General features: G+C 65.5%; 23 protein-coding genes. 9 read left to right on the top strand and 14 right to left on the bottom strand.

The features are described from left to right. The first annotated feature begins 32 nt into the window (after nt 1-32). The 6 genes from fliM to fliR all read left to right on the top strand — a co-directional run bounded on the left by fliM (nt 33) and on the right by fliR (nt 4114). Entirely contained in the window at nt 33-1031 is a 999-nt protein-coding gene (gene fliM, locus L0U83_RS13545) for a flagellar motor switch protein FliM (protein ID WP_233883906.1), read from the top strand. Continuing rightward, on the top strand, nt 1024-1485 hold the full coding sequence (fliN, locus tag L0U83_RS13550) for a flagellar motor switch protein FliN (protein ID WP_233883309.1): 462 nt from the start codon (nt 1024-1026) through the stop codon (nt 1483-1485). Before fliM ends, fliN begins: the two co-directional genes overlap by 8 nt. Before the next feature lie 149 nt (nt 1486-1634). After that, nucleotides 1635-2135: a flagellar biosynthetic protein FliO gene (gene fliO / locus L0U83_RS13555; protein ID WP_233883908.1), complete on the top strand. Its 501-nt coding sequence runs from the start codon at nt 1635-1637 to the stop codon at nt 2133-2135. A gap of 102 nt (nt 2136-2237) precedes the next feature. Beyond that, complete coding sequence (gene fliP / locus L0U83_RS13560) at nt 2238-2987, top strand: flagellar type III secretion system pore protein FliP (RefSeq protein WP_233883917.1); 750 nt, start codon at nt 2238-2240, stop codon at nt 2985-2987. A 10-nt stretch (nt 2988-2997) separates the two neighbouring features. Beyond that, nucleotides 2998-3267 (top strand): flagellar biosynthesis protein FliQ, encoded by a 270-nt coding sequence (fliQ, locus tag L0U83_RS13565; protein WP_233883310.1) that lies wholly within the window; start codon nt 2998-3000, stop codon nt 3265-3267. A 55-nt stretch (nt 3268-3322) separates the two neighbouring features. Further along, the gene (gene fliR / locus L0U83_RS13570) at nt 3323-4114 is read left to right on the top strand and encodes a flagellar biosynthetic protein FliR (RefSeq protein ID WP_233883311.1); all 792 of its coding nucleotides are present in this window, start codon (nt 3323-3325) and stop codon (nt 4112-4114) included. 79 nt (nt 4115-4193) lie between these two features. Here fliR and flgL read toward each other — a convergent pair whose 3' ends face one another. From flgL to L0U83_RS13630, 12 genes are all read right to left on the bottom strand, one after another. Continuing rightward, nucleotides 4194-5438 (bottom strand): flagellar hook-associated protein FlgL, encoded by a 1245-nt coding sequence (gene flgL, locus L0U83_RS13575; RefSeq protein ID WP_233883312.1) that lies wholly within the window; start codon nt 5436-5438, stop codon nt 4194-4196. Between the two features lie 11 nt (nt 5439-5449). After that, nucleotides 5450-7471, bottom strand: a complete 2022-nt coding sequence (flgK, locus tag L0U83_RS13580; protein WP_233883313.1) for a flagellar hook-associated protein FlgK — start codon at nt 7469-7471, stop codon at nt 5450-5452. Between the two features lie 205 nt (nt 7472-7676). Next, the gene (locus L0U83_RS13585; protein WP_233883314.1) at nt 7677-8438 is read right to left on the bottom strand and encodes a flagellar brake protein; all 762 of its coding nucleotides are present in this window, start codon (nt 8436-8438) and stop codon (nt 7677-7679) included. A 259-nt stretch (nt 8439-8697) separates the two neighbouring features. Then, on the bottom strand, nt 8698-9699 hold the full coding sequence (flgJ, locus tag L0U83_RS13590) for a flagellar assembly peptidoglycan hydrolase FlgJ (RefSeq protein WP_233883315.1): 1002 nt from the start codon (nt 9697-9699) through the stop codon (nt 8698-8700). A gap of 10 nt (nt 9700-9709) precedes the next feature. After that, nucleotides 9710-10909, bottom strand: coding sequence for a flagellar basal body P-ring protein FlgI (locus tag L0U83_RS13595; protein ID WP_233883317.1), 1200 nt, complete (start codon nt 10907-10909; stop codon nt 9710-9712). Continuing rightward, the gene (locus tag L0U83_RS13600) at nt 10903-11529 is read right to left on the bottom strand and encodes a flagellar basal body L-ring protein FlgH (protein ID WP_233883919.1); all 627 of its coding nucleotides are present in this window, start codon (nt 11527-11529) and stop codon (nt 10903-10905) included. The genes L0U83_RS13595 and L0U83_RS13600 overlap by 7 nt, the downstream gene beginning before the upstream one ends. Nucleotides 11530-11651: 122 nt before the next feature. Further along, complete coding sequence (flgG, locus tag L0U83_RS13605) at nt 11652-12440, bottom strand: flagellar basal-body rod protein FlgG (protein ID WP_158758878.1); 789 nt, start codon at nt 12438-12440, stop codon at nt 11652-11654. A gap of 72 nt (nt 12441-12512) precedes the next feature. Beyond that, nucleotides 12513-13271 (bottom strand): flagellar basal-body rod protein FlgF, encoded by a 759-nt coding sequence (gene flgF / locus L0U83_RS13610; protein WP_233883319.1) that lies wholly within the window; start codon nt 13269-13271, stop codon nt 12513-12515. A 28-nt stretch (nt 13272-13299) separates the two neighbouring features. Next, on the bottom strand, nt 13300-14538 hold the full coding sequence (gene flgE / locus L0U83_RS13615) for a flagellar hook protein FlgE (RefSeq protein WP_233883320.1): 1239 nt from the start codon (nt 14536-14538) through the stop codon (nt 13300-13302). Nucleotides 14539-14564: 26 nt separating this feature from the next. Next, the gene (locus L0U83_RS13620) at nt 14565-15215 is read right to left on the bottom strand and encodes a flagellar hook assembly protein FlgD (RefSeq protein ID WP_267939356.1); all 651 of its coding nucleotides are present in this window, start codon (nt 15213-15215) and stop codon (nt 14565-14567) included. Between the two features lie 211 nt (nt 15216-15426). Further along, on the bottom strand, nt 15427-15852 hold the full coding sequence (gene flgC / locus L0U83_RS13625; protein ID WP_042269015.1) for a flagellar basal body rod protein FlgC: 426 nt from the start codon (nt 15850-15852) through the stop codon (nt 15427-15429). Nucleotides 15853-15947: 95 nt separating this feature from the next. After that, the gene (locus L0U83_RS13630) at nt 15948-16463 is read right to left on the bottom strand and encodes a flagellar basal body protein (protein ID WP_233883322.1); all 516 of its coding nucleotides are present in this window, start codon (nt 16461-16463) and stop codon (nt 15948-15950) included. Nucleotides 16464-16709: 246 nt separating this feature from the next. Between L0U83_RS13630 and flgA the strand changes: the two genes are divergently transcribed. From flgA to L0U83_RS13645, 3 genes are all read left to right on the top strand, one after another. Beyond that, nucleotides 16710-17999, top strand: a complete 1290-nt coding sequence (flgA, locus tag L0U83_RS13635; RefSeq protein WP_233883323.1) for a flagellar basal body P-ring formation chaperone FlgA — start codon at nt 16710-16712, stop codon at nt 17997-17999. 181 nt (nt 18000-18180) lie between these two features. Continuing rightward, nucleotides 18181-18525 (top strand): flagellar biosynthesis anti-sigma factor FlgM, encoded by a 345-nt coding sequence (gene flgM / locus L0U83_RS13640; protein WP_233883327.1) that lies wholly within the window; start codon nt 18181-18183, stop codon nt 18523-18525. A 50-nt stretch (nt 18526-18575) separates the two neighbouring features. Further along, the gene (locus L0U83_RS13645) at nt 18576-19019 is read left to right on the top strand and encodes a flagella synthesis protein FlgN (RefSeq protein ID WP_201699829.1); all 444 of its coding nucleotides are present in this window, start codon (nt 18576-18578) and stop codon (nt 19017-19019) included. A gap of 109 nt (nt 19020-19128) precedes the next feature. Here L0U83_RS13645 and L0U83_RS13650 read toward each other — a convergent pair whose 3' ends face one another. Both L0U83_RS13650 and L0U83_RS13655 read right to left on the bottom strand, forming a co-directional pair. Further along, nucleotides 19129-19614, bottom strand: coding sequence for a GNAT family N-acetyltransferase (locus tag L0U83_RS13650; protein WP_233883329.1), 486 nt, complete (start codon nt 19612-19614; stop codon nt 19129-19131). Further along, nucleotides 19577-19909: a type II toxin-antitoxin system TacA family antitoxin gene (locus tag L0U83_RS13655; protein WP_233883331.1), complete on the bottom strand. Its 333-nt coding sequence runs from the start codon at nt 19907-19909 to the stop codon at nt 19577-19579. Before L0U83_RS13655 ends, L0U83_RS13650 begins: the two co-directional genes overlap by 38 nt. Nucleotides 19910-19936: the final 27 nt, after the last annotated feature.

Genomic DNA, 19936 nt, shown 5'->3' on the forward strand with positions numbered 1-19936 from the left:
ATTCCAGCGATGGAGGGCCAGTCATCATGACGATGGGCCACGACGAGTTCATGTCCCAGGAGGAGGTCGATGCCCTCCTCAAAGGCGTCACCGGCGAAGTCGATACCGATGCGGGGGCGTCCGATAAGCAGGGCGTACGTCCCTACAACATCGCGACGCAGGAACGTATCGTTCGCGGCCGGATGCCCGGCCTCGAAATCATCAACGAGCGCTTTGCGCGCCTGTTGCGCGTCGGCATCTTCAATTTCATGCGCCGCACCGCCGAAATCTCGGTGGGTCCGGTGCGCGTGCAGAAGTACAGCGAGTTCACCCGCAACCTGCCGATCCCGACGAACCTGAACCTCGTGCACGTGAAGCCGCTGCGCGGCACGTCGCTGTTCGTGTTCGACCCGAACCTCGTGTTCTTCGTCGTGGACAACCTCTTCGGCGGGGACGGGCGCTTTCACACGCGAGTTGAGGGCCGCGACTTCACGCAAACCGAACAACGCATCATCGGCAAGCTGCTCAATCTCGTGTTCGAGCACTACACGAACGCATGGAAAAGCGTGCGGCCGCTGCAGTTCGAGTACGTGCGCTCCGAAATGCATACGCAGTTCGCAAACGTTGCCACGCCCAACGAGATCGTGATCGTCACGCAGTTCTCGATCGAATTCGGTCCGACGGGCGGCACGCTGCATATCTGCATGCCCTACTCGATGATCGAGCCGATCCGCGATGTGCTCGCCTCGCCGCTGCAAGGCGAAGTGCTCGACGTGGACCGCCGCTGGGTGCGCGTGCTCTCGCAGCAGGTGCAGGCCGCCGAAGTCGAGCTCACGGCCGACCTCGCGCAGGTGCCCGTCACGTTCGAGCAGATCCTGAACATGAAGAAGGGCGACGTGCTGCCCATGAACGTCGCGGAGCACATCACCGCCAAGGTGGACGGCGTGCCCGTGATGGAGTGCGGCTACGGAATTTTCAATGGTCAATACGCGTTGCGGGTCCAGAAGATGATCAGCGCAGCCGACACGATGAAGGAAGGTGGATATGAGTGACGTAAACGGCACGAGCGCAGACGAGCCGGTGCTTGACCCGGCCATGGACGTCGCCGCGCAGGATGCAGGCGGCGATTCGTCCCTGGACGACTGGGCGAGCGCGCTTGCCGAGCAGAACAGCAACGACGCGCCCGCCGCGCAGCCCGCGGCCGTGTTCCAGCCGCTCTCGAAGGTCGATTCGACCAGGACGGCCAACGACATCGACATGATTCTGGACATTCCCGTCCAGATGACCGTGGAGCTTGGCCGCACCAAGATCGCCATCCGCAACCTGCTGCAACTCGCGCAGGGCTCGGTGGTGGAACTCGACGGCATGGCCGGCGAACCGATGGACGTGCTCGTGAACGGCTGCCTCATCGCCCAGGGCGAAGTGGTGGTCGTGAACGACAAGTTCGGCATTCGTCTCACCGACATCATCACGCCGTCCGAGCGGATCCGGAAGCTGAACCGATGAAACGCGAGGCTGTTCCCGGCGCCAGGTCCGACGTTGCTTCTGGCGTCACCGCACGACGCGTGGGCATGTCCCGCGGCGCGCGGGTGCTGCGATTCTCGTGGCGTCTCGCCGTGCACCTGTCGCTCGCCGGCGCGGCGGTTTTCGCGGCCATGAGCGCGCGGGCCGCCGACCTTCAGGCGGTCAACGAAGCCACGCGCGCGGCCGCAAGTGCTTCAGGCGCATCTGCCGTGATCGCTGGCAGCGCGGTCCCCGCGCTCGGTTTCGGCGCCGTCGTGCAGACGGTGCTGGGTCTGGCGCTCGTAATCGGCGTGGTGTTCGGCTGTGCCTGGCTCGCACGGCGCCTCGGCCTGCAAGGCGGTCCGAGGAACGCGCTCGTGAAGACCGTGGGCGGCGCATCGCTCGGCGGCAAGGAGCGCGTGGCCGTGGTCGAGATCGGCGACACCTGGCTCGTGCTGGGCGCCGCGCCCGGCAACGTGCGCCTGCTTCACACGCTGCCCGCGGGCGAACTTCCCGCAGGCGTCGCGGCTGCTGCTCCCAACGCCCCCGCCCTCTCGGGCACCTTCGCACAGCGCTTTCGTGACGCGCTAAAAAGCGAAGCGAATAAACGCATCAACGCGCGTTTCATGCGTCACGACGGCGGAGCGCAGTAAATGCACGGCAGTTCCCTTCATGCGCCGATCGCGGGCGGCGACGCTCACGCACGCGCGGCGACCCTCGCAAAGATCGCCAGAACGGCGCTGCCGTTCGCACTGATGCTCGGCGCGGGCGCCATCGCCCTCGCGCTGCCGCACCTCGCTCATGCACAAGCGGCCCAAGCGGCACAACCTGCGGGCCTGCCCGCCTTCAACACGAGCCCGGGCCCGAACGGCGGCACGACCTACTCGCTGAGCGTGCAGACGATGCTGCTGCTCACGATGCTGTCGTTCCTGCCGGCGATGGTGCTGATGATGACGAGCTTCACGCGCATCATCATCGTGCTCTCGCTGTTGCGCCAGGCGCTCGGCACGACGACCACGCCGCCCAACCAGGTGCTCGTGGGCCTCGCGCTCTTTCTCACGCTGTTCGTGATGTCGCCCGTGCTCGACAAGGCATACAACGACGGCTACAAGCCGTTCGCAGCCGGCACGATTTCGATGGACGACGCCGTGACGCGCGGCGTCGCGCCGTTCAAGACCTTCATGCTGCGCCAGACCCGCGAGTCCGACCTCGCGCTCTTTGCGCGCATCTCGCACGCGGCGCCGATGCAGGGTCCCGAGGACGTGCCGCTCACGCTGCTCGTGCCCTCGTTCGTCACGAGCGAGCTGAAGACGGGCTTCCAGATCGGCTTCACGGTCTTCATTCCGTTTCTCATCATCGACCTGGTGGTGGCGAGCGTGCTGATGTCGATGGGTATGATGATGGTCTCGCCCGCGACCATTTCGCTGCCGTTCAAACTCATGCTGTTCGTGCTGGTGGACGGCTGGCAACTGCTGATTGGCTCGCTCGCGCAGAGCTTCACCTGAGGACCCTGACATGACGCCCGAAATGGTCATGACGCTCTCGCACGAGGCGATGTATGTGGCGCTCCTGCTTGCCGCGCCGCTGCTGCTCGTGTCGCTCGTCGTGGGTCTCGTGGTGAGCCTGTTCCAGGCGGCCACGCAGATCAACGAACCCACGCTGTCGTTCATCCCCAAGCTGATCGCCATTGCGGTCACGCTCGTGATCGCCGGCCCGTGGATGCTCACGACCATGCTCGACTACATGCACCGCATCTTCACGAGCATTCCACAGCTCGCGGGCTAGCCGCCCTCGCGCCTCTGCACCCTCCACGCTCACGGCGCAATTCTTCGGGCACACGATGTTCACCGTCACCTACGCGCAGCTCAACGCCTGGCTCACGGCGTTCCTCTGGCCGTTCACGCGCATTCTGGCGCTCGTGGCGGTCGCGCCCGTGGTAGGCAACCGCTCCGTGCCCACGCGCGTGAAGATCGGCCTCGCGGGCTTCATCACGCTGATCGTCGCGCCCACGCTCGGTGCCATGCCGCAGGTCACGGTGTTTTCCGCCGAGGGCGTGTGGATCCTCGTCAACCAGTTCCTGATCGGCATCGCGCTTGGTTTCACGATGCAGCTCGTGTTCGCGGTCGTGACCGCGGCGGGCGACATGATGAGCCTCGGCATGGGGCTCGGCTTCGCGAGCTTCTTCGACCCGCAGGCCAACACCAGCAGCCCGGCGCTCTCCTCGTGGCTGAACATGATGGCGATGCTCGCCTTCCTCGTGTTCGACGGCCATCTGCAGATGCTCGCGGCGCTCGTCGCCACGTTCCAGTCGCTGCCGGTCACGGCGAGCGTGCTCGGCGCCTCCGGCTGGAACCTGATCGCCAACTATGGCGCGACGATCCTGACCTCGGGCCTGCTGCTTTCGCTGCCGGTGGTGGTTGCGCTTCTCATCACCAATCTTTCGCTCGGCATTCTCAACCGCGCGGCTCCGCAGATCGGCATCTTCCAGATCGGCTTCGCGCTCACCATGCTCGTGGGCATGCTGCTCATCCAGCTCATGATGCCCAACCTGATTCCCTACTTCGCGCGCCTGTTCGACAGCGGCATCGACCAGATGGGCCGCGTCGCTGGCGCGCTGCGGCCGCCGGGTTGAAGCCCGTTCGGGCAGTGCGGGCAGCACAAAAAAAGCGGACCGAAGTCCGCTTTTTTTCGACTGCTCAATGCCTCGCGCGTCAAGGATTGATGTACTGGAACAGCGAGAGATTCTGCGTTGCGGCAAAACTCTTCTGAGAAGCCGTGAGCGCGTTCGAGAGCTGCTCGAACTGGCTGATCGCGGCCACCGTATCGGTGCTCGTGAGGTCGGAGAGGTTCGAGGTGACCTGCAACGAGTTGGTCGACGTGACCGTTTGCAGCGCCTTCACTTCCTGCTCGCGGCCGCCCACGGAAGCCTGCACCGTAATCACATTCGACAGCGAGTTGCCGATCTGCGTGAGGCCGGTGTTCAGCGCGTTGTTGAGGTTCGCGACCGCAGCCTGGGAGCCGCTCGTGGGCGTCTTCAGCGCGGCGATGATGCTGTCGATGCTCGCGAACACGTCCGTGTTCTGCGACGCCGTGGCGGGCTTGACCGAGAACGAGTCACCCGCGCTGGGCGTACCCGAGAACGTCACGTTCATGCCCGTGCCCAGCGAGACGGCATTGCCCTCCGTGTACGTGGCCGGAGTCGTCGTCGTCGCCGGATTGGCGCTGCTGTCGGTCACCGTGTAGGTGAGCGCACCGGTCGTCGGGTCGGTGGCGAACGCGATCGAGTAGTTGTCGTTGTTGGTCGCCTGGGTCGGGTCCGTCACCGTCACACCGCTGATCACGCCCGTACCCGTGTTCGACGAACTGCCCGAGGCGACATTGGCCGAACCCACGGCCTGCACGCTCTGGAACACCGTCGTGCCCGTGTCGCCCACCGCGATGTTGCGCGTGCCGGCCACCTGCATCACGCGCTGGCCCGCGTCGCCGTTGTAGGTCACGCCGCCGCCCGACTTGTTCGAGAACACCTGCGAGGTGCTCTGGAAGCCGGAGAAGATGTAGTTGCCTGCGCCGTCCGTGGTGTTGGCGAGCGTGAGCAACTGGTCGCGGTCGCCTTGCATCTGCTGGGCGATCGCCTGGCGCGCCTGGTCGGTGAGCGAGCCGTTCTGGGCTTCGATGATGAGCGAATGGATGCTCTGCATCGTGCTCGTCACGCTCGTGAGCGTCGTGTCCTCGAGCTGCAGCGCGGTGAGCGCCGTGGTCTGGTTCGATGAGTACTGCGTGAGCGTCGCACTCGTGGCGGAAAGCGTCACGGCCTGCGCGGCGCCGAGCGGATTGTCGGCCGGATTCGAAATGGCCACGCCAGTCGAAATCTGCTGCTGGACCTGCAGGAGCTGAGACTGCTGGTTCTCCATCGTCGACACGCTGGAGGCAAAAATCTGGGAAGTCGCGATACGCATGGATTAGCGCCTCACTGGAAAATGCCGATCAAGGTCTGGAACAGCGACGCCGCCGTCTGGATCACCTTGCTGTTGGCCTGATAGAGCTGTTGGTACTGCAGCAGGTTCGCGGCTTCCTCGTCGAGGTTCACGCCCTGCACCGACTGCTGCTGCGAAGTGAGCTGCGTCACGAGCGATTGCTGCGACGTGTTCGACGCCTGCAGCTGGCTAGCGGCGTTGCCGATCGTGTTGACGTAGTTCGCATACGCCGTGGTGAGCGTGGCCGACCCGGTGAACGACGTGCTCGACGTGAGGTTCGCAATCGCGAGCGCGTTGCGGCCGTCCTGCGTGCCGCTCTTGTTGCCTGCGACCGTGAACGCGTCGTTGTTCGAGGGTGTGCCGGTCATTGTGAAGCTCACGTTCGTCGCGGTGCCGTTCGCGCCGGCCGAATCCGTGAGATTCGTGATGGTGTACGTCGCGCCGTTGGTCGGGTCGTAGGGCACACCGGTCACAGGCGGCGTCCCGGCGCTGTTGATCGTCACGGTGCTGGTCGTTCCGCCTGCCGTGATCGACACAGTCGTGCCGTTGGGCAGACCCGTCAGCGTGCCGGTGGTCGAGTCGTACTTCAGCGTGACCGGCAGGTTGGTCGTCGAATAGCCCGTACCTACCGCACCCTGCGTGACGTTGGCCGTACCTGCGTTCGTTGTGCCCGCCGAAACGACGACCGGCGTGGCCGCCGCGATGGCCGCGGGGTCGCTGGTGGCGACGGAGAAACTCGCGAGCGCGCCGGCCGTCGGCTGGATCATGAACGAGTCGCCTGCGCTCACCGTGCCCGAAGGCGTAATCGAGAAGCCGCCGATCGTGATCGGCGCGGTGCCGTTCGGCTGGGTATCGACGACCTTGTTCGTCGCCGTGTCGGTGAGGTTCCAGTTCGTGCCGTCGTAGCTCAGCTTGTAGTTGTCGGTGAGCGGTTGCGTGCTGTTCGTGAGCGTCGCGCTTACCGAGGTCTGCGTGTCGGGGTTCGTCGAGCTGGCCGTGACGAGCGGGTTGCCCACCGTGAACAGGTTGCCGCCCGCGCCGCCCGAGAGCGTGAGGCCGAGTGCGTTCTGCGAGTTCACCTGCGCGGCGAAGCTCGTGACGATCGCGCCGAGTTGTGACTCCGCCGGATCGAGCGTGTTCTGGACGAATGAGACGAGACCGCCCACCGTGCCGCCTTGCAGCGCGGCCGAGGTGAGCACCTGCGGCGTGCCTTGTGCCGCGGCGCTCGCGCCGTTCAGGCCCTGCCACGCCACCGTGAGTTCCTGAGGATTCGTGCTCGAAGGCTGCGTCGTGAGGTTGTAGCTATTGCTGCTCACCACGAGCGGCTGGCCGTTGCCAAGGAAGACGCTGTAGCCGCTGCTGCCCTGCACGACCTGCACGCCGACCAGCTGCGAAAGATTCGCGACGGCTTGATCGCGCTGATCGAGCAGCTGGTTCGGCTGCTGGCCGCCCGAGCTCGCCGCCGTGATCTGCGCGTTGAGGTTCGCGATCTGCTGCGTATAGGTGTTGATTTGCGAGACGGCGCTCGTGAGCTGCGTGTTCACGCTCTGGCGCATAGCGTCGTACTGCGAGCTCGCGGCGTTGATCTGGGTGGCGAGCGTTTGCGCGTCGGAAAGCACGGTCTGGCGCGCCGCAGTATCCGAAGGCGAATTCGAGACGTTCTGCAGGCCCGTGAAGAAGTTCGTGATCGCGGTGGCGATGCCCGAGGTCGGACTGCCCACGAGATTCGAGAGCTGCGTGGCGAGGGTGTACGAAGCCGAATAGGCGCTGCTGGTCGACTGCGCGTTGTTGAGCGCCGTCGTGAGGTACTGGCTGTAGGCGCGCTGCACGGTCGCGGTCGTGACGCCGCTGCCGATATAGCCGCTCGACGTGTACTGACCCGCCGATTCCTGGTACACCGGCTTCTCGACGGTGTAGCCCGCGGTCGTCGAGTTGCTGATGTTCTCGCCGGTGGTCGAGATGCCAATCTGCGCCGCCTGCAGGCCGCTCAGACCGATCGAGAAGATGTTGGACATGCGTGATCCTCGAAAACGGCCTGCCCCCCTGGCAAACCGCGTGATGTACCCACGGTATAACGGCAGCGCACTGCAAATATTGAGCGCCTGATGCGCGCGAAAACGTTAGCGCGCATGCGCGTGCCTCGCCCGTGGCGGGGCGAACCGGCGCAACACGCGTTGCGCCGGCCAGATGCTGCGGATAGTGCGGATGAGGCTGTGCCGATCAGGCGCGGGCGAGCGCGCGGCGCTTCATTTCGAGCTGCGTGATATAGCGCTGCAGCGTGTTCTCGGCGGAGCCGGGCAGCGCGTCGAAGCGAAAGCCCATGTGATAGCGGCGCTCGCCGTTGGGCAGGTCGATGAAGCGCAGCACGACGAGCGCGAGATCCACGCGCAGCTTGCCGTGCGCGCGCAGATCGAGCTCGACGTCGGCCAGCACGAGGCCCATGGCGAGATCCGCGACGCGCTCGTCGGTCGTGCGCAGCCCGAGGCCGCCAAGCGAGAGGTCATGCACCTCGTACGCGAAGCGCGCGCCGCCGCCCGGCAGTTCGCCGCGGCAGATGCACGGCTCGAGCACGGGCGTGTCGACGCGGAAATACTCGCGCCGCTGCATGTAGAACAGCACTTCGGGGAAGTCGGCTTCGAACGCGGGGCGCCCTTCGAACTCGGTGCGCCGCGGCGTGGCCGTCTTGAACTCCACGCGCACCCCATCGGGCGATGCGTGGAAGTGGCACGAGGGCGCGGCGAGCACGCCCGTGTTCTGCTCGGGCATCGCGCCCCAGTCGAACACGAAAGTGCGCTCGCGTCCGTTGACGGCGAGAATGCGCGTGACGAGCTGTCCGCCGCGATACTGGAGCGTCAGGAAGTCACCGCGGTTGACGAGATTGCGTAGCTGGACGCCGATCTCGAGCGGATTGCGGCGCCCAAAATCGGGGACGCCTTCTGCGCCCTCGCCTGCTTCCTGTGGATTCGACTGAACGGTATTCATCGGGCCTGCCGGTAATTCGTGAACGTGCCGGCGCGCCTTTCCGCACGCGCCGTTCGGGCGGCCTGAGCGCCCGATTGCTTTTCCATCTCGCCTGCATTAGCGGCAGGCATTACGAAAAATTTAGGGATTGGCCGTAAAAAAACTGTGGCTTTTCCCTGCATGAAACACACGCGCGCAGATTCTTCCGGCAACTGCGCCGAGGCAACGTTTGCGGTTGCCCAATTGACGCCAACCGCGGCGCCGGCCGTCGAGTCGACCGTCAGGCCATCCGCTGCATGATGGTCAGCAGCTTTTTCGCATAGTGCGGATCGGTGGCGTAGCCCGCGCGCTGCATGCCGTGCGCGAAGCCCTCGGCGCTCTTCGAGCCGTTGATCACCGACGCATAGCGCGGATTGCTCTTGAGCAGCGAGGCGTAGTCGGTCATCGCGTCTTCGTACGAGTCGTACGCGCGGAACTTCTCCACCACGCGATGCGGCTGGCCGTCCACGTACTCGGTCGTGACCGTCGAGACGGTCTTGCCGGTCCAGTCCTTGCTCGCCTTGATGCCGAACACGTTGTGGCTCGTCGAGCCGTCGGCGTTCTTGATCTCGCGCTTGCCCCAGCCCGATTCGAGCGCGGCCTGGCCGAGAATGAAGCGCGCAGGGATGCCCGTGGTCGAGCTGGCCTGCTGCGCGGCGTTGGCGAGCTTGTCGACGAAAGCGTCCACCGAGGCGTCGCCGTTGCCCTTGACCGGCGGCGTGAGCGCGCTGTTGCCGCTGTAGCCCGAGCCGTTGGCTAGCGCGCCATTGGCCGCCGCGTTGCCGTAGGCGCGCCCGAGCGCGCCCAGCATCGCGAGGTTGCCCTCGTTCGCGTCCTTGCCAGAAAGCCCCGAGATCGCGCCCGCCACGCCGCCTGCACCACCCGCACCGCCTGCGCCATCGGCACCCGCGGCGCCGCCCATGCTGCGCATGAGCTGCTTGAGCATCGCGTTCGCCACGCCAATGCCCTTGTTCGACATCTGCTGCGCGAGCTGCTGGTCCATCATCGAGGTGAACTGCGCGCCGTCGTGTGAGTCGAGCGGACCGTCGTCGGGCGTCGCGTCGCGCATGCTCTTGAGCATCATCTGCGTGAAGACCGCGTCGAACTGCTTCGCGGCCATCTTCGCGCCCTGCTGGGGCGAGGCGTTCGCCGCGGCGCGCATCGAGTCGAAGCCCTGCACGTCGAGCGCGAAGCGGTTGGTGAGGTCGAGGCTGCCGCCGCCGATGTTGTTCGTATTATCCAAGTTACACCTCTTAGATGATCTCGAGGTCGGCGCGCAGTGCGCCCGCCGCCTTCATCGCCTGCAGGATCGACATCAGGTCCGCCGGCGTGGCGCCGAGCGCGTTGAGCGCCTTCACGACCTCGGCGAGATTCGCGCCGGCCGTGACGAGCTTGAGCGCTCCGTTGTCCTGCTTCAACTGGATCTGCGACTGGCGCGTCGCCACCGTCTGGCCGTTGGAGAACGCACCGGGCTGGCTCACCGCCGTCTGCGTGTTCACGACGACCGAGAGATTGCCGTGCGCGACCGCGCAGCTCTCCAGCGTCACCATCTGGTTCATGACGATCGAGCCGGTGCGCGCGTTCAGGATCACCTTCGCAGCCGGCGTGGCCGGGTTCACGTTGAGGTCCTGGATCTGCGCGATAAAGCCCACCTGCGAGCCCGGATCGGCCGGCCCGTGCACCTGGATCGTGCGGCCATCGAGCGGCGAGGCCGTGCCCGGGCCGAACATGTTGTTGACGGCCGAGACGATGCGCTGCGTCGTGTCGTAGTCCATGTCGTTGACGGTCAGCGTGAGGAGGCCGCCCTGCTGCGAAACCGGCGAGATCACGGAGCGCTCGACGATCGCGCCGCCCGCAATGCGGCCTGCGGCGAGCTGGTTCACCTGCACCCTGCTGCCGTTGGCCGAGGCGCCTGCGCCACCCACGGCCACGTTGCCCTGCGCGAGCGCATAGACCTGGCCGTCGGCGCCCTTGAGCGGCGTGAGCAGCAGCGTGCCGCCGCGAATGCTCTTCGCGTTGGCGAGCGACGACACCGTAATGTCGATCTGCTCGCCCGGCCGCGCGAACGGCGGCAGCACGGCCGTCACCATCACCGCGGCGACGTTCTTCAGCTGCATGTTGTTGAGCGTCGACGAGGAACCCGACGAGCTCGACGTGTTGTTGATGGAGATGCCGAGGTTCGCGAGCATGTTCGCGAGCGTTTGCGTGGTGAACGGCGCCTGGGTCGTCTGGTCGCCGGTGCCGTCGAGACCTACCACGAGGCCGTAGCCGATGAGCGGGTTGTCGCGCACGCCCTGGAAGGTTGCGAGGTCTTTCACGCGCTCGGCGCGCGCCGGCGTCGCGTAGGCAACGAGCGCACCGCAGGCGACGACGAAGCCGAACGCCACGCCCAGGGCGGCGAGCACGTCCTTCACGCGCGAGCGGCGCGAACGATGGAAGCGGATCTTTACCATGGCGCGATGTTCAGGAAGAAGCGTTGCAGCCAGCCCATCGTTTCTGCTTCGTCGATCACGCCTTTCGCGGAGTATTCGATCTTCGCGTCGGCGACGTCGGTCGAGAGCACGGAGTTGTCTCCGGCAACGGTGTTCGGATTGACGACGCCGGAAAAGCGCACGTATTCATTGCCCTGGTTGATGAGCATTTGCTTCTCGCCGGAAACGACGAGATTGCCGTTGGGCAGCACGTTCGTCACGGTCACGGTGATGACGCCCGTGAACGTGTTCGAAGCGTTCGCGCCGCCCGTGGCATCGAACTGGTTCGCGCCCGTCGTATTCAGGTTCGCGCGGTTGAAGAAGCCCGGCAGGAAGTTCGCGGTCCCCGCGACGCTCGTGCTGCTGCCGCGCTTGGTGTTCGCGCCCGATGACTTGGTCGCGTTGATGTTTTCGGAGATGACGATCGTGAGGATGTCGCCGGTATTGCGCGGGCGCTGGTCCTCGAAGAGCGGCCGTCCCGCGTAGCCCGGGTTGTAGATGGCGCCCGGCGACAGGTTCGTGGGCGGCATGGGCGGCACGGCCGTCATCGGCTGCTGCACGATAGGCTGCTTGTTGGGAATGTAGGCGCAGCCCGCCAGCATCGCGAGCGCCACAGCCGCCACGAGCGAGCGGGCGTTGCCCGGCTGCCGCGCGCGGATGCGAGGATGGTTTCGAACGGACTGCGACATATTCTTCACCGACTTGATTAACCAGGGACTCAGCCTCAGACCTGCATCTGGCTGAGGGTTTGCAGCATCTGGTCAGAAGTGGTGACCGCCTTGCTGTTGATTTCGTAGGCGCGCTGCGTCTCGATCATGTTCACGAGCTCTTGCACCACGTTCACGTTCGACGATTCCACGTAGCCCTGATTGAGCGTGCCCGAACCGTTCTGGCCCGGCGTGGAAACCGTGGGCGCACCCGACGAAGCCGTTTCCGACAACAGGTTCTGCCCGTTCGACTGGAGACCGGCCGGGTTGATGAACATGGCGAGCTGCAGCGTGCCGATGGTCGTGTTGTTGGCCGTACCCGGCGTCGTGACCGTCACCACGCCGTCGCTGCCGATGGTGAGCGAGGTGGCGTTCGCGGGCACCGTGATCGCCGGGATCACCTGGTAGCCGCTTGCCGTCACGAGCTGGCCTTGCGAGTTGGTCTGGAACGAGCCGTCGCGCGTGTAGGCCGTCGTGCCGTCGGGCATCTGCACCTGGAAGAAGCCTGCACCGTTGACCGCCACGTCCTTCGAGTTGCCGGTCTGTTGCAGGTTGCCCTGCGTGTAGAGACGCTCGGTCGCCACCTGCTGCACGCCCGTGCCCACCTGGCTGCCCGAAGGCAGTTCGGTTTGCTGGGTCGAGTTCGCACCCGGCTGACGCAGCGTCTGGTACATGAGGTCCTCGAACACCGCGCGCGAGCCCTTGAAGCCATTGGTACTCACGTTCGCGAGATTGTTCGAGATCACGTCCATCTGCGACTGCTGGGCCTGCATGCCGGTGGCGGCGATGTAAAGCGATCGGTTCACGGTGTCTTTCTCCCGGTCCGGCCTCGCGCGCATCATGCGGCGCGAGGCGGCCTTCATTTAACTTGAAATGGCTTAGCTGAAGTTGAGCAGCTGGTTCGCGCTCTGCTCGTTCTGGTCCGCGTTCTGCAGCAGCTTGGTCTGCATCTGGAACTGGCGCGCATTGGTGATCATCGAGACCATCGCCGCCACCGGGTTCACGTTGCTGCCCTCGACCGACTCGGTCGCGACCTGCACCGTCTGGTCCGCGTCGGCGGGGTTGCCGTCCGACGTGTGGAAAAGGCCGTCGTCGCCGCGCGTGAGCGCGCCTGCCGGCGGGTTGACGAACTTGATCTGGTCGATCATGGCGATCGCGTTGGCGGGGCTACCCGGCGCGATGGCCGAAACCGTGCCGTCCTTGCCGATCGTGACCGCCGAGCCCGGCGGCACGGCGATCGGGCCGCCGCCGCCGATCACCTGCTGGTTGGCGGCGGTGACGAGCTGGCCGTTTTCATCGACGTGCAGGTTGCCCGCACGCGTATAGGCCTCGTTGCCGTCGGCCGTCTGCACGGCGATGAAACCCGCGCCCTGAACGGCGATGTCGAGCGGGTTGCCGGTATGCGAGATCGCACCGGGCGTCATGTCCGAGCCAGGCGTCGCCGAGAGCACGTAGGTGCGCGTGGTCTGGTCGTTCACCGTCGAGCCGTCGCCGAACGACATCGGCACGGCGCGAAAGTTGGCGAGCTGCGCGCGAAAGCCCGTGGTCGAGACGTTCGCGAGGTTGTTCGCGACGACGGCCTGCTGCTCGAGCGCCTGGCTCGCGCCCGTCATCGCGGTATAGATCAATCGGTCCATGATGTGCCCGGTACGTGGTTAGCGCGCGTTACATCTGCAGCAGCGTCTGGTCGACGGTCTGCTGCGTCTTGATGGTCTGCGCGTTCGCCTGATAGTTGCGCTGTGCCGTGATCAAGTCGACAAGCTGGTTCGTCAGGTCGACGTTCGACGATTCGAGCGCGCCGCCCGTGAGCGTGCCGTGGTTCGTGCTGCCCGGCGTGGAGACCTGCGCGACACCCGAAGCGGCCGTTTGCTGGAACTGGTTGCCGCCCAGATTCACGAGGCCATTGGGGTTGTTGAAGTTGGCAAGCACGACCTGGCCGAGCGCCATGGTCTGGCCGTTCGAGTAATTGCCGGTGATGGTGCCGTCCGCGCCGATCGAGAAGTTCGAGAGCGTGCCGCTCGCGTAGCCGTCCTGGGTGAGATTGTTCACGCCGTTGGCCGAGCCGTACTGCGTCGTGCCCGCGAGGTCGAGCGTCAGCGACTGCGGCTTCGTGGAGCCGTCCGTCGGCGTAATGTTGAAGGTGAGCGACGTGGTCCCGTTGCTCGTTGCCGTGCCCGCGGCCGTGATGCTCTGGAGCGCGCCGGACGAGCTGAACTGTGCCGTGCCGATCTGCGTCACCGAGCCGGCCTGACCCGCATAAACGCCCCACTGGCCGCTCGTCGCGTCTTTCGCGAAATACATGTTGACCGTCTGGGCGCCGCCGAGCGTGTCGTAGGCCGTCACCGAGGTCGAATACGTGTAGCTCGTCGAGTCGGTTTCGCTGAAGGGCGTCGTGGTGGGCGCCGTGGCCTGCGCGTTCAGGTTCAGCTGCGCCGTGATGTTCTTCGTCGCAACCGGCGCGATGTTGGTGGTCGGGACCTGCAGCGGCACGGTTTGCGCCGTATTGACCACGCCGGTCGAATCGGCGGCATAGCCCATCAGGTCGTTGCCCGATGCGTCCGTGATATAGCCGTTCTTGTCGAGCTGGAACACGCCGTTACGCGAGTACGTGACCGTGCCGTTGTGCGACATCTGGAAGAAGCCGTTGCCGTTGATGGCGACGTTCAGCGCCTGGCCCGTCGTGTTGATCGTGCCTTGCGAGAAGTCCTGCTGGACGGTCTGAAGCGAGGCGCCGAGGCCGATCTGGTTGCCGACCGACGTCGCGATGGTGTTCGCGTAGACGTCGGCGAACTGCGCCGTGCTCTGCTTGAAGCCAACGGTGTTCGCATTGGCGATGTTGTTGCCGATCACGTCGAGGTCGTTCGACGACGCGGCGAGGCCGCTCAATCCTTGCTGGTAGCCCATGTTTGTCTACTCCGCGTTTATCAGGTTCAGAGAATGGCGCCGACGCTCGAAAGCGCGACTGTCTTGCCGTTGGCGAGCGAGAGGCTCGCCGTGCCGTCCGACTGCTGGACCACGCCCTGCACCTGGCTCGCGACGAGCGCGGTTGCCGTGGCGGACTGGCCGTTGGTCGTCGCGCTCGCGCTGATCGTGTAGGTGCCGTCGGCAACCGTGTTGCCCGCGCTGTCCTTGCCGTTCCAGGTGACCGGCACCGTGCCTGCCGACTGCGCGCCGAGGTCGAGCGTGTTGACGACCTGGCCTGCCGAGTTGGTGATCGTGAGCTTCACGTCCGACACCGCCGCTGGCAGCGTGACGCCGAGTTGCGGCGCCGTGCCGCTCGACACGGCTGCGCTGCTGCCCGGGGCGAGCACGGTCGAGCCGATCAGCAGCGCCGCCTGCGCGTTCTGGCCCGCCGAAAGCTGGGTGGAGAGCGACGACAGCGACGTGTTGAGCTGCTGGATGCCCGACACCGTGTTGATCTGGGCGAGCTGCGAAGTCATCTGCGAGCTGTCCATCGGATTGGTCGGATCCTGGTTCTGCAACTGCGCGACGAGCATTCGCAGGAAGGTGGTCTGCAGGTCGCTCGCGCTCGTGCCGCTCGACGACGACGAGGTCGAACTCGACGAGCTCGTGCCGTTCATGGTGTCGAGCAGCTGCTGCGACACGGTGGCGGTGCTGCCGCCGATGGTTGTGTTGCTGGAACTCAACGCGTTCTCCCTCGATTGCGCTTCGTGCTTGGCGTGTGGTGGTGGCGGGCGTTTCTTCGTTTCGCGCCCGCTGGTCTCTGTATTACTGCGTAGTGCGTGCCGGGCTTCAGGTGGCTGCTTCAGGTCCCCGCTTCAGGTCCCCGCTTTAGGTCCCGATGGTGAGCGTCTTGAGCATCAACTGCTTGGCCGTGTTCAGCGTTTCGACGTTGGCCTGGTACGAGCGCGACGCCGAGATCATGTTCACCATCTCCTGCACCGGATCGACGTTGGGCATCGTCACGTAGCCGTCCGCGTTGGCGGAAGGATTGTCGGGGTCGTACGTCTGCTTCATGGGCGTGGGGTCGTCCACCACGCCCGTCACCCTGACGCCGCCCACCTGCTGGCCCGAGGCCGTGCGCGCGCCGCCGAGCGGATTGACGGCGAACACGACCTGCTTCGCCTTGTACGGCTGGCCGTCGGGGCCGGTCGTGCTGTCGGCGTTGGCGAGATTGGACGCCGTCACGTTCAGACGCTGCGATTCCGCCGTCATGGCGGAACCCGCAACGCTGAAAATGTTCATCAGGGATGGCATGGTTTCGTTGACCTCACATCAGGTGCGCGTCACGCGCGCGTTGGTCGTTCATGGCTTCGTTACTGCGTATTGCGGCTTCGCTTCTCGCGCGGTGATCAGCTCGAACCCGAGGTGATCGCGGACATCATCGTCTTGATCTGCTGCGAGACCACCGTCATACCCGACTCGAAGTGCAGCGCGTTGTCGGCGAACTGCACGCGTTCGGTGTCGAGATCGACCGTGTTGCCGTCGAGCGCGGGCTGCACCGGCGTGCGATACATGAGCTGGCTCTTGTAGGTGTCGGCCGGGCCGCCCGTCGGGATCAGCTTCGCGTCGCCTGCCATGTGGCCCGACTCCGTGGCCGCCATCTGCATGCCGCTCGTCACGCCTGCGGGCTGCGCCATGGCGAGCGGCTGGGCGTTGCCGCCCGAGGTGGCCGCCATGCCCACCGTGCCGCCGGCGCCTTGCTGCCGCAGCGCGCCAGCCAGCGAGGCCGCGAAGTCCACGTCGCGCGCCTGGTAGCCCGGCGTGTCGGCGTTCGCGATGTTCGAAGAGATCAATGCCTGCCGCGTGGCGCGCACGTCGAGCGCTTCGCGCCCAAAGGCGAATTCGGCATCGAGTTTGTCCAGCATCGGGCGTTCTCCGTGAAACGAAAAAGGATTCGTCGTGAGCGCAGCGGGCTCGTCATCGGCGAGGAAAGCGGCGCAAACGTTAGGCGCGCAGCCCGAAGGCCTTTGCGCATGGAGTGGAATATTAGGCGGGGGTGGCAAGAACCAATCGGACGAATAGCCGGTAAAGCGCCCCTCTATTCGACGCTAGCGCGCGGGGGCCGCCGCCTAGAATGCGAGGCGTGTCAATGCATTCGATGGAGAACGACGATGCCGCAGACTGCCACTTTCCGCAGGCCGCACACCGGCCTGGAGCGGCGTGCGCGCGCGCTGTCGTGGGGCGCGTCCTGGGCGTGCGTGCTTGTCTGCGTCTTCGGCGGCGCGCTCGCTCATGCGCAAACCGCGCCGCAATCCGAGGGCGCGGGCCAGATATTTATTGCGGGCAACGGCGACCGAGCAGGCTCCGACGCCGCGCAGATGAACGCGCTGCTCGCCAGCAACGCAAAGAAGCCCGCCGCGGCTGCGGTCACCAATGCTGCGGCGAGTGACGCCGCGCCGCTGCGCGCGGCCAGCTACGCCGATCTGAATTCGCACGGCGTGCCCGAGGATGCGCGCGCGGGTGTCGAGTCGAACGGCATGATTACGATTCCGGGTCCCGGCGAGCGCGCGCCCCAAGGCGATGCGCCGCGCATCGTCACGATTCCCTCGCCGGGCGCGAGCGCCCAGCCCATGCGCGTGCCGACGGCCAACCCGAACAACGCGGGCACGCTCCAGCGCGTGAACCTGCCGGGCGCCGCGAACCGCGTCGCCGCCGTAGTCGTTGACGCTGGCGCGGCGGCAGACGCGCTCGCGAAACCGGTTGCCAACACAAGCACCAGCGCGCCTGCGAACACCAATACCAGCGCCGTCGCCACGAACGTGCAGACCGCGCCGCCCGGTCAGCAGGATGGCGAATCGATCCGCGCCGTCGCGCTCGCCTTCTTGCAGCAGCAGTCGAAGGGCTTGCCGGGCCGCGTGAGCATCACGGTCGCGCCGGTGTTCCCGCGCGGCCTCGCGGCCTGCACCTCGCTCGAGCCGTTCATGCCGCCGGGCGCGCGCACGTATGGCCATACGACCGTGGGCATGCGCTGCATCGGTGCGAAACCGTGGACGCTCTATGTGAGCGCGCGCATTGCCGTGGACGTGACGTACTACGTGGCCTCGCGCCAGATCGGCGCGGGCGAAGCCCTCTCGGCCGCGGACTTCATGCCACGCGCGGGCGACCTCGCGAGCCTGCCGCAGACCATCATCACCGATCCCAACCAGGCGACGGGCGCCGTCGCGCTCGCGCGGATTGCCGCGGGCCTGCCGCTGCGCACCGACATGCTGCGCAGCGCCGCCTCGGTGGTGATCGGACAAACCGTCAAGGTGATCGCCGTGGGCAGCAATTTCACGATCTCCGCCGAAGGCAGCGCGCTCAACAACGCCGAGCCCGGCCAGCAGGTGCGCGTGCGCACGAGCGGCGGCCAGATCATCTCGGGCGTGGTCAAGGACGCCGGCACGGTGCAGGTGCAAATCTAGGGCCGGCAAGATCTGGTAAGGGCCGGGCCGCGGCGGGTTCGGCTCCGCCCGGCGGCCTGATCCGGCGATTTCCGGCTTTGTGCGCCAGCACACGTAACAGCATGTAACGATGGGATTTTCGCGCTAAAGTTCGGCCCGACCTATGCCGTTATCAAGGTCAAATCGATCAGGAAAGCCCATCGTGAAAGTTGACTCCTCCACCCGCAATGATCCACGCCCGCTGCAGGATGGCCTCGCGCGCTCGCAAGGCGATTCGACCGGCGTAAGCGCCGCCAGCACCGACAACGCGGCCGCCTCCGGCGCGGCAGGCAGCGCGAGCGCTGCGGGCGCGAACGTGAGCCTCTCGTCGCTTTCGTCGACGATGCGCTCGCTCGCCGCGAGCGGCTCCGCCGACATCGACACGGCGCATGTGCAGTCGATCAAGGACGCGATCCGCAACGGCACGCTGCAGATCGACTCCGGCAAGATTGCCGACGGCGTGATCCAGACCGCCCGCGACCTCATGAAGCCGACGTCGGGCAACTGACGTCCGACGCACGAGCGGCGCGCAAACTTCGCTTTTTTTGGTGCCTTGCAATGAAAGATGCTCTGTTGGCCACACTGATCGACGAACACGCCACGGTTGAAGCGTTCGCGTCGCTGCTCGCCTACGAAGAGAAGGCGCTCGTGTCGGCAGACGGCATGGAGGCGCTCCCGCAGATCGTCGAGCAGAAGACGACGCTCACGCAACGTCTCGCGGGCCTCGAAAAGGCGCGCGACGCGCAACTGGCAGGCCTCGGCCTCCCCGGTGGCCGTAAAGGCATCGAAATGGCCTGCGACGGCGACACGCGTCTGGCGAGCCAGTGGGCGCTGCTCAAGGGTTCGACCGAGCGCGCGCGCCGCAAGAATCTCACGATCGGCATGATGATCCGCACGCGCATGGAACATAACCGCCGCGCGCTCTCGATCCTGCGCGGCGAAACGGGCAACGGCGCGATGCTTTACGGTCCCGATGGGCGGCTGCCGGCGTTCGGCCTGTAAGCGCTTCGGGCGCGTTGTTCGCCTCGTTCGCCAAAGACAAAAAGCCGAAGCGGCGACGCTTCGGCTTTTTTGTTTGGGGAAATGGATGGCCTGGATGGCCGTTAGGCCTTCATGCCTGCTTGATCGTCGCAACGGGCAGGAATAATCTACGCGGCGCGTCTGTGAACGACTCGAACCCGTATTTTCGATAGAACCCCGCTGCGCTCTCATCGAGCGCATCGACAAGAACACACTGCACGCCCACCGTCTCCGCAGTTGTCAGTACGACGTCCAGTGCGTGCATAAGCAGATATTCGCCAAGGCCCTGACCTTGGTGCCGCATGTCTACCGCCAGTCGAGCGAGCAGGACTGCGGAGACGCTTCTTGGCAGCCGTGCGTCCGGCATTCCGTCCGTTTCCACGGCTGTCGCCGCAAGAGCGTAGTAGCCAGCTACCGTGTGCGGAGCAGACGAAACCGCAGCAACGTAAGTGCGCGATAGATTCTTTTTTTGATGCTGGCTCGCTATGTGGCGAATCCATTCGCTCAACGAATCGACGCCGCAATCGAAGCTGTTGCGGTCATCGCTCTCCCTCAGTTGACGAATCTGCGTTTCCACTCTTGTTCTTCCTGAAGCGAGCCATCGCGCGCTGCAGCGCCTCATTGGGCTTCGGCGGTTCATCCAGCAGCGCGAAGAAGCGCTTCGATTCGTCCATCGTCAGGCGGATGGAACGAATGACCTCTTCCTGCTCGATGACCTGCTCCGCGGCCCTAAGCGCGGCCTGCACAATAAACTGGTTGAGGGTACTGCCCGAAAGATCTGCAGCAAGCTGCAGGATTTCCTGCTTCTCCGCGCTCAACCGGGCAGTGATTCGCCCGCGGCTGGAGTTTTCCATACCGTTGTTGATAGCCATTGTTCATCCTTTTTTCGGGCCGGGCAC

Source organism: Paraburkholderia flagellata (assembly GCF_021390645.1).
Taxonomy (GTDB): domain Bacteria; phylum Pseudomonadota; class Gammaproteobacteria; order Burkholderiales; family Burkholderiaceae; genus Paraburkholderia; species Paraburkholderia flagellata.

What these genes read in the sequence shown, in the direction of transcription:
- fliM (WP_233883906.1), top strand. Translation starts at nt 33, where the DNA reads ATGGGCCACGACGAGTTCATGTCCCAGGAGGAGGTCGATGCCCTCCTC.
- fliN (WP_233883309.1), top strand. Translation starts at nt 1,024, where the DNA reads ATGAGTGACGTAAACGGCACGAGCGCAGACGAGCCGGTGCTTGACCCG.
- fliO (WP_233883908.1), top strand. Translation starts at nt 1,635, where the DNA reads ATGAGCGCGCGGGCCGCCGACCTTCAGGCGGTCAACGAAGCCACGCGC.
- fliP (WP_233883917.1), top strand. Translation starts at nt 2,238, where the DNA reads ATGCTCGGCGCGGGCGCCATCGCCCTCGCGCTGCCGCACCTCGCTCAT.
- fliQ (WP_233883310.1), top strand. Translation starts at nt 2,998, where the DNA reads ATGACGCCCGAAATGGTCATGACGCTCTCGCACGAGGCGATGTATGTG.
- fliR (WP_233883311.1), top strand. Translation starts at nt 3,323, where the DNA reads ATGTTCACCGTCACCTACGCGCAGCTCAACGCCTGGCTCACGGCGTTC.
- flgL (WP_233883312.1), bottom strand. Translation starts at nt 5,438, where the DNA reads ATGCGTATCGCGACTTCCCAGATTTTTGCCTCCAGCGTGTCGACGATG.
- flgK (WP_233883313.1), bottom strand. Translation starts at nt 7,471, where the DNA reads ATGTCCAACATCTTCTCGATCGGTCTGAGCGGCCTGCAGGCGGCGCAG.
- L0U83_RS13585 (WP_233883314.1), bottom strand. Translation starts at nt 8,438, where the DNA reads ATGAATACCGTTCAGTCGAATCCACAGGAAGCAGGCGAGGGCGCAGAA.
- L0U83_RS13595 (WP_233883317.1), bottom strand. Translation starts at nt 10,909, where the DNA reads ATGGTAAAGATCCGCTTCCATCGTTCGCGCCGCTCGCGCGTGAAGGAC.
- L0U83_RS13600 (WP_233883919.1), bottom strand. Translation starts at nt 11,529, where the DNA reads ATGCTGGCGGGCTGCGCCTACATTCCCAACAAGCAGCCTATCGTGCAG.
- flgF (WP_233883319.1), bottom strand. Translation starts at nt 13,271, where the DNA reads ATGGACCGATTGATCTATACCGCGATGACGGGCGCGAGCCAGGCGCTC.
- flgE (WP_233883320.1), bottom strand. Translation starts at nt 14,538, where the DNA reads ATGGGCTACCAGCAAGGATTGAGCGGCCTCGCCGCGTCGTCGAACGAC.
- L0U83_RS13620 (WP_267939356.1), bottom strand. Translation starts at nt 15,215, where the DNA reads ATGAACGGCACGAGCTCGTCGAGTTCGACCTCGTCGTCGTCGAGCGGC.
- flgC (WP_042269015.1), bottom strand. Translation starts at nt 15,852, where the DNA reads ATGCCATCCCTGATGAACATTTTCAGCGTTGCGGGTTCCGCCATGACG.
- L0U83_RS13630 (WP_233883322.1), bottom strand. Translation starts at nt 16,463, where the DNA reads ATGCTGGACAAACTCGATGCCGAATTCGCCTTTGGGCGCGAAGCGCTC.
- flgA (WP_233883323.1), top strand. Translation starts at nt 16,710, where the DNA reads ATGCCGCAGACTGCCACTTTCCGCAGGCCGCACACCGGCCTGGAGCGG.
- L0U83_RS13645 (WP_201699829.1), top strand. Translation starts at nt 18,576, where the DNA reads ATGAAAGATGCTCTGTTGGCCACACTGATCGACGAACACGCCACGGTT.
- L0U83_RS13655 (WP_233883331.1), bottom strand. Translation starts at nt 19,909, where the DNA reads ATGGCTATCAACAACGGTATGGAAAACTCCAGCCGCGGGCGAATCACT.